Below are 6107 nucleotides of genomic sequence, written 5' to 3'. Positions count from 1 at the left end.
GCGCGGCCGCGGGCGTCCGCGCCCGCCGCGGCGAGGGCGAGGCGTCGCCCCGGGGGAGCGCCCGCGGCGCCCCCCCCCCCGAGGCGGCGGCGAACGGGGGGGAGGGCCCCGCTGCCCCCGCCGATCACGACGGCCACCGAGCCCTCGGGGCTCACCGTCGACCGCACCACTCCGCCGTCGACGCGGGCGAGGTACTGGCGGTTGGCGGCGACCAGGCCGTCGATGGCCCGGTCGGCGAAGTCCTCCGGCTTGTCGAAGATACGCGTCATTGTTTCTCTCCTTGGGTGATAGCGACGGTGCTATGCGCGAGCGGCCGGCGCCGTGCGCTGGGTGACCTTGCTCTCACCGAGAGCGTAGCCATCCTGTTTCGGCAGCACCTGGCGCCTCAGGTAGGCCTGGTTCGCGGCGCTCACGCTGAGTCCGTCTCCGCCGTAGCTCTCGGCGCAGATGATTCCCTGGAACCCATTCTCGATCGCGAGGGCGAAGGCGTCGCGGTAGTTGATGAGCCCGCTCTCCATGGGCGACGGCAGGGCGACGTAGTGGTCGCGTGCGACGTCTTCGTCGCGGATGTAGCCCTTGACGTGCCAGTAGTTGCTGTACGGCAGGGTCTTCTCGAAGACCGAGTACCAGTCTTCGATGGGGCGGTGAAGGCGCACCAGGTTGCCAACGTCGGGGTTGATGCCCACGTTGTGCATGCCGATGTCCTGCGCGAGGCGGGCCGACGAGTCGCCGGAGCCGAGGTACGTGTCTTCGTACATCTCGAGCGAGAGCAGGATGCCCATCTCGTCGGCGTGCTTGCCGAGCTCGCGCAGGCGCGTGACGGCGAGGTTCCAGGTCTCGGGGTCGTTCTCGGGATCCTGGTGCCCCTCGACGGTCCAGAACCACAGCTGCTTCTTCTGCTCGGGCGTCAGCGCCTGGTGCAGGCCGACCGAGACGACGGTCATGCCGAGGTGCGCTGCGGCGTCGATGGTGCGGTGGCTGTAGGCGAGGTTGTCTTCGCCGTCCTCCGGGTGGATGACGCTGCGCCGGATTGCGGAGATGACCGGGATGGTGACCTCGGCCTCGACGGCCGCCTGGGCGAGGTCGTCGAGCCGCGACGGAGACAGGTCGCCAGGTCGCATCCAGCTGTCGGTGATGTCGACGGCGGAGAAGCCCGCCTCGCGCACGGTGCGGAAGGTGTCGACCCATTCGGTCGGCTCGGCGTCTTGCACGACGGTGCCGTCGCGCTTGACTCCGGGGAATTGCAGAACGGCTCCGGTGATGGGCCAGTTGTCAGCGGTGAGAGACATGAACACTCCATTGTATTTATCGTGTTTCCTATACGATCACACCCTACACCCGGGCCTCCCGCCGTGGCTGGGGTAATCGTCAGGTCTCGCGGTCGATGCTCTCGTTGAGGGAGCGCCCCTTGACCCCGCCGATGTGGCGCTTCATGGCTTCGCGCGCCCCCTCGGAGTCGCCGGCGGCGAACGCGTCGAGGATGGCGGAGTGCTCGGCGATCGCGTGTTCGGCATCGGTGACCCCGAGCCCGGCGAACAGGCGAAAGCGCTGGATCTGCCCGCCCAGCGCCTCGTATGCCGACAGCAGGAACGCGTTGTCCGCGTGCTCGGCGATCAGCTGGTGAAAGCGTTCGTCGGCGGCCCAATAGGCCCGGAACTCGGTGAACGACGGGCCGGTCGGCGAGGAGGCGAGGTCGGCGATGGTCTGCCGCAACTGGTCGACGAACCCATCGGTCACCCGTTCGCAGGCGCGGAAGGCATTGACCGGTTCGATCACCATGCGCGCCTCTGTGAGGTCGGCGAGGTCGGCGGTGGTGAACAGGGGCGCGACCCGGTAGCCCTTCAGCGCGGTGCGGCGCACGAGCCCCGTGGATTCGAGCCGGGCGAGTGCTTCACGGATGGGCGTCTGCGAGACATCCAACTCCCTCGACAGCCCGTCGATGCTGAGCGGCGACCCCGGCGGGTACTTGCCGTCGACGAGGGAGCCGAGCAGTTCGTCGTAGACGTGGTCGGCCAGCATCAGGCGTCGTGGCGTGCCGGCTGAACCCGAGGTAGTCATGGGGTCATCGTAGGGCGGCGACGTGGATGAGGGCCGCGTGGTCGGGGTCCTGGGCGGGGATGGCGATGCCGACGCCGACCAGCACGCTGCCGGGGAGAGTGACGCCGTCGCGCCACCATGCGGGGTCGGCCCAGTGGTTGGAAGCGGCGCGGAATGCGCTTGGACCGCCTGCGGTCACCCGGTAGGAGCGGTCGGGGTCGAGGCCGGGCAGCAGCACCCGGCCAACCGGCCACGTGATGTGACGTTCGCGAACGGTGACCAGGTAGAGCGCCTCCGCGCGGTCGGTCGAGATCACCCCGTTGAGCCAGAGATCCCCTCCCTCGAGGTCGCGCCTCACGACGGTGCCGGTATGCAGGAGGCCGCGCAGCTGCTTGTAGTACCGCACCCAGGCGGCCAGCTCGGCGCGTTCGGCGTCGGTGGCTGCCGTGAGGTCCCACTCGATGCCGAAATGCCCGAACAGCGCGGTCGCCGCCCGGAACGACAGGTCGAGCATGCGCCCGGTGGTGTGCGACCGCTGCGACCCGACGTGGCTCCCCACCAGCTCGGGCGGCAGCAGTTGCGCGGTCCAGCGCTGGATCTGCTGGCGCTCGTGCGCGTCGATGGTGTCGGATGCCCACACCCGGTCGGTGCGTTCGAGGATCTCGAGGTCGACCCTCGATCCGCCGGAGGAGCACGACTCGATCTCGAGGCCCGGACACTGCCGCTTGATCTCGTCGAGCAGGCGGTAGACCGCGAGGGTCTGCTCATGCACCCCGGCACGCCCGGTGCGCGTGGAGCCGGCGTCGACGAGGTCACGGTTGTGATCCCACTTGATGAACCCGATGTCGTAGTCGCGCACGAGAGCGACGATCTGCGAGCGCACGTGCTCGAACGCGCCGGGGTGGCTGAGATCGAGCACCTGCTGAAAGCGGGATTCGACGGGAAGGCGCCCGTCGACCTGCATGAGCCACTCGGGGTGGGCGCGGGCGAGGTCGGAATCCTCGTTCACCATCTCGGGTTCGAACCACAGCCCGAACTCCATACCGAGCGCCGCGACGTGGTCGACCAGGCGGCGAAAGCGGCCGTCGCCCCAGACGACATCCGAGATCGTCCAGTCGCCCAGGCCGGCCGTGTCATCGCGCCGCCCGCCGAACCAGCCGTCGTCGAGTACGAATCGTTCGACGCCGACCTGGGCCGCGGCGTCGGCGAGCGCCGTAATGCGGTCGAGGTCATGCGTGAAGTAGACCGCTTCCCAGACATTCATCACGACCGGGCGGTCGCGACCGGGGTGGTGTGGCCTGGAGCGCAGGTGGTCGTGGAAGCGCCCGGCCAGCGCGTCGAGACCCACGCCGTGGGTGCCGAACACCCGGGGAGTGCTGTACCGCTCGCCTCGGGCGAGTTCGACCTCGCCCGGCAGCAGCAGCTCGCCCCCGAGCAGGATGCGTTCCCCGCTGGCGACCCGCTCCGCGCGAACCTGGTGGTTGCCGCTGAACGCGACGTGCATTCCCCACGCCTCGCCGCGGTCGAAGCCGAACGACTGCTCCCCCGCGACGAGCACCGTGGCGGCATCCGATCCCGTGCGACCGCGGCGCCCCTCCCGCAGGTGCGTGCCGACCGCGAACGGTCGTCGCTGCGGTACCCGCTCCTTGGCCCAGCGGCCGGCGAGGTCGAGCAGCTCGTCGGCACGTGTCGGCACCGGAAGGCCGAGGCTCACCGAACCGAGCGTGTACGGGTCGGCTCCGAGGTTCGTGACGTGCGCCTGCATGACGACGAGGCCCGTCGGCGTCAGTTCGATGTGCAGGTCGAGCTGCAGTTCGGCCACGTCGTCGCGTGCCTCGAGCTCGAGGGTTCCACCCCTGGCGCCGTCGCCGGGAACCGGGTTGACGCTCGTCGCCGAGGTCACCGTGAACCGGGGTGACCAGCCGCGCCAGGCGCGGTGACCGTCGAGTCCGGGGGCGCCGGTCCACCCTGTCCACGGCTCCGGCATGATCGAGACGGCACGGGGTTCGTCGACGCCGTTGGCTGCGGGCGGCGCTCCCTCGGCTAGCGCGAGCTGCTCGAGCTGCTGCCGATCGAGTGGGCCGGGGTCGCTCCCCCAGTGCATGAACGCGGGAAGGCCCACCTCGGGAATGTGGACGATCAGGGAGACGCCTGCGGCCCGCAGTTGAACATGCCGGTCGGGGATGGACTGCGCTGCCTGTTCGGCAATCGATTGGGTTGCCCGGTCCGGGATCGACTCTGCTTCGCCCTCGACGAGCGGATCGGCGGGTTGCGTCACGGCGTTCAGACTCCTTCGTCACAACGAATGCACCTCGTGCGAACGTGAGTCAGAAGCAAATCACAGTCGCTGCCACCCGGCAAACAAGCTCAGCTCACCGTGACCACGTCGTACAGCAGCCGGGCGAACTGGCCATTTCTCGGGGTTGGCGAGGATGTCGGATTCGGCGAGCACCCACTCGTAGGTCGTCGACCCCTCCACGAGCACCGTCGCGTTCTGCGGCAGGAGCTCGTCGTCGGGTTCGTCGTCGACCGCGAACAGCCAGGCGAGCGAGTTGGCGTCGTCGGCGATGAAACCGTCGATCGTGGTGGCAGTGTCGAAGAGAATGCGTCCCATGCGGGCATGGTACGAAACCCCACCGACACCGAGTACCTGTTTAATGTCCCAAGACCGAATACGTAAAAACACGCTACGCACCAAGGGGTTCACGCATGACCACACGCATCGTCATTCTCGGCGGGGGCGCCGCCGGCCTCACCACGGCAGCCACACTGCAGCGCAAGCGCCCAGCGGGGCGCTCCAGCATCACCCTCGTCGACCAATCGCCGTACTACACCTACCAGCCGTTCCTCCCGGAGGTCGCCGGCGGCCACATCGCCCCGCGCGATGTCACCGTGCCGCTGCGCACCGCCCTCCGCCGTTCGACCGTCGTCGAGGCGAAGGTCACCGGCCTGGACTCCACGGCCAAGACCGTCACCGTCACCGCCAAAGACGGTGCCGTGCGCCACATTCCCTACGACCACCTGGTGGTGGCCCTCGGCGCCGTCACCCGCACCTTTCCGACACCCGGACTTGCCGAAAACGGCGTCGGCTTCAAAAGCGTCGAAGAGGCGCAGTACGTGCGCGAGCGCATCCTGTCGAACATCACGGATGCCGCGGCGACCAGTGACCCGCAGGAACGCCGCACCCTGCTCACCACGGTCTTCGTCGGTGGCGGTTACACCGGAGTCGAGGCGCTCGCCGAACTGTGGGACGTCGCGATCGCCGCGATCGACACATTCCCGCAGCTGTCACGCGACGAACTGCACATGGTGCTGGTCGAGGCGCTCGACCGTGTCGCCCCCGAGGTCGGACCGGAGCTCTCGACGTGGACGCTCGGCCAGCTGCGTGAGCGCGGCATCGACGTGCGCCTCAAGACGACGATGCCCTCGTGCATCGACGGCAACGTCGTGCTGAGCGACGGCGAGACCATCCCCGCCGGCACCATCGTGTGGACCGCCGGCGTCAAGCCCAACCCCGTGCTTGCCGACCTCGGCCTGCCGCTCGGACCCAAGGGCCACGTCAACGTCAGCGCCACCCTCCAGGTGGAGACCGAAGACGGCCAGAAGCTCGACGGACTCTGGGCGCTCGGCGACGGAGCGCAGGTTCCCAACCTGCTGTCGGAGACGCAGCCGGCGTACTACCCGCCGAACGCGCAGAACGCCGTTCGCCAGGCCGTGACGGTCGCCGACAACATCATCGCGACCCTGCACGACCAGCCGGTGTCGGAATACCGCCACGAGTCGCTCGGTACCGTCGCCAGCTACGGCGTCGGCAAGGGTGCGGGAGACATCGGGGGCGTCAAGCTGAAGAACATCCCCGCCTGGCTCGCACACCGCGGCTACCACCTGTATGCGATGCCGACCCTGAACCGCAAGGCCCGCATCCTGCTGGGCTGGATCACAAACGCGGTCGCGTCGCGCAAGCCGGTCGCGCTCGTCAACTACGACGACCCGCGGGCCAGCTTCGTCGCGGTCACCCCGGTGGTGGCACCGAAGGACTGACCCTGAGCGCCGCCCGCCGCTCTTCCCGC

Annotated in this window: 5 protein-coding genes and 1 pseudogene; 1 reads left to right on the top strand and 5 read right to left on the bottom strand. The window is 68.9% G+C overall.

Going from position 1 to position 6107, the window contains the following annotated elements:
- From G5S38_RS11990 to G5S38_RS11970, 5 genes and pseudogenes are all read right to left on the bottom strand, one after another.
- Positions 1–269: pseudogene (locus tag G5S38_RS11990) on the bottom strand (D-erythrulose kinase); the annotation flags it as partial.
- A 30-nt stretch (positions 270–299) separates the two neighbouring features.
- Complete coding sequence (locus G5S38_RS11985; RefSeq protein ID WP_165068930.1) at positions 300–1289, bottom strand: sugar phosphate isomerase/epimerase family protein; 990 nt, start codon at positions 1287–1289, stop codon at positions 300–302.
- 79 nt (positions 1290–1368) lie between these two features.
- Entirely contained in the window at positions 1369–2058 is a 690-nt protein-coding gene (locus G5S38_RS11980) for a GntR family transcriptional regulator (protein WP_165068928.1), read from the bottom strand.
- 4 nt (positions 2059–2062) lie between these two features.
- Positions 2063–4315: an alpha-galactosidase gene (locus G5S38_RS11975; protein WP_235929048.1), complete on the bottom strand. Its 2253-nt coding sequence runs from the start codon at positions 4313–4315 to the stop codon at positions 2063–2065.
- A 60-nt stretch (positions 4316–4375) separates the two neighbouring features.
- On the bottom strand, positions 4376–4651 hold the full coding sequence (locus G5S38_RS11970) for a hypothetical protein (RefSeq protein ID WP_235929047.1): 276 nt from the start codon (positions 4649–4651) through the stop codon (positions 4376–4378).
- A gap of 95 nt (positions 4652–4746) precedes the next feature.
- Here G5S38_RS11970 and G5S38_RS11965 point away from each other — a divergent pair, with 95 nt between their 5' ends.
- Entirely contained in the window at positions 4747–6078 is a 1332-nt protein-coding gene (locus G5S38_RS11965) for an NAD(P)/FAD-dependent oxidoreductase (RefSeq protein ID WP_165068925.1), read from the top strand.
- Positions 6079–6107: the final 29 nt, after the last annotated feature.

Source organism: Marisediminicola senii (genome assembly GCF_011057645.1).
Taxonomy (GTDB): domain Bacteria; phylum Actinomycetota; class Actinomycetes; order Actinomycetales; family Microbacteriaceae; genus Marisediminicola; species Marisediminicola senii.
The sequence above is the reverse complement of the archived record's forward strand: the minus strand, read 5'-3'. Positions and strand labels throughout refer to the sequence as shown.

What these genes read in the sequence shown, in the direction of transcription:
- G5S38_RS11985 (WP_165068930.1), bottom strand. Translation starts at nt 1,289, where the DNA reads ATGTCTCTCACCGCTGACAACTGGCCCATCACCGGAGCCGTTCTGCAA.
- G5S38_RS11980 (WP_165068928.1), bottom strand. Translation starts at nt 2,058, where the DNA reads ATGACTACCTCGGGTTCAGCCGGCACGCCACGACGCCTGATGCTGGCC.
- G5S38_RS11970 (WP_235929047.1), bottom strand. Translation starts at nt 4,651, where the DNA reads ATGGGACGCATTCTCTTCGACACTGCCACCACGATCGACGGTTTCATC.
- G5S38_RS11965 (WP_165068925.1), top strand. Translation starts at nt 4,747, where the DNA reads ATGACCACACGCATCGTCATTCTCGGCGGGGGCGCCGCCGGCCTCACC.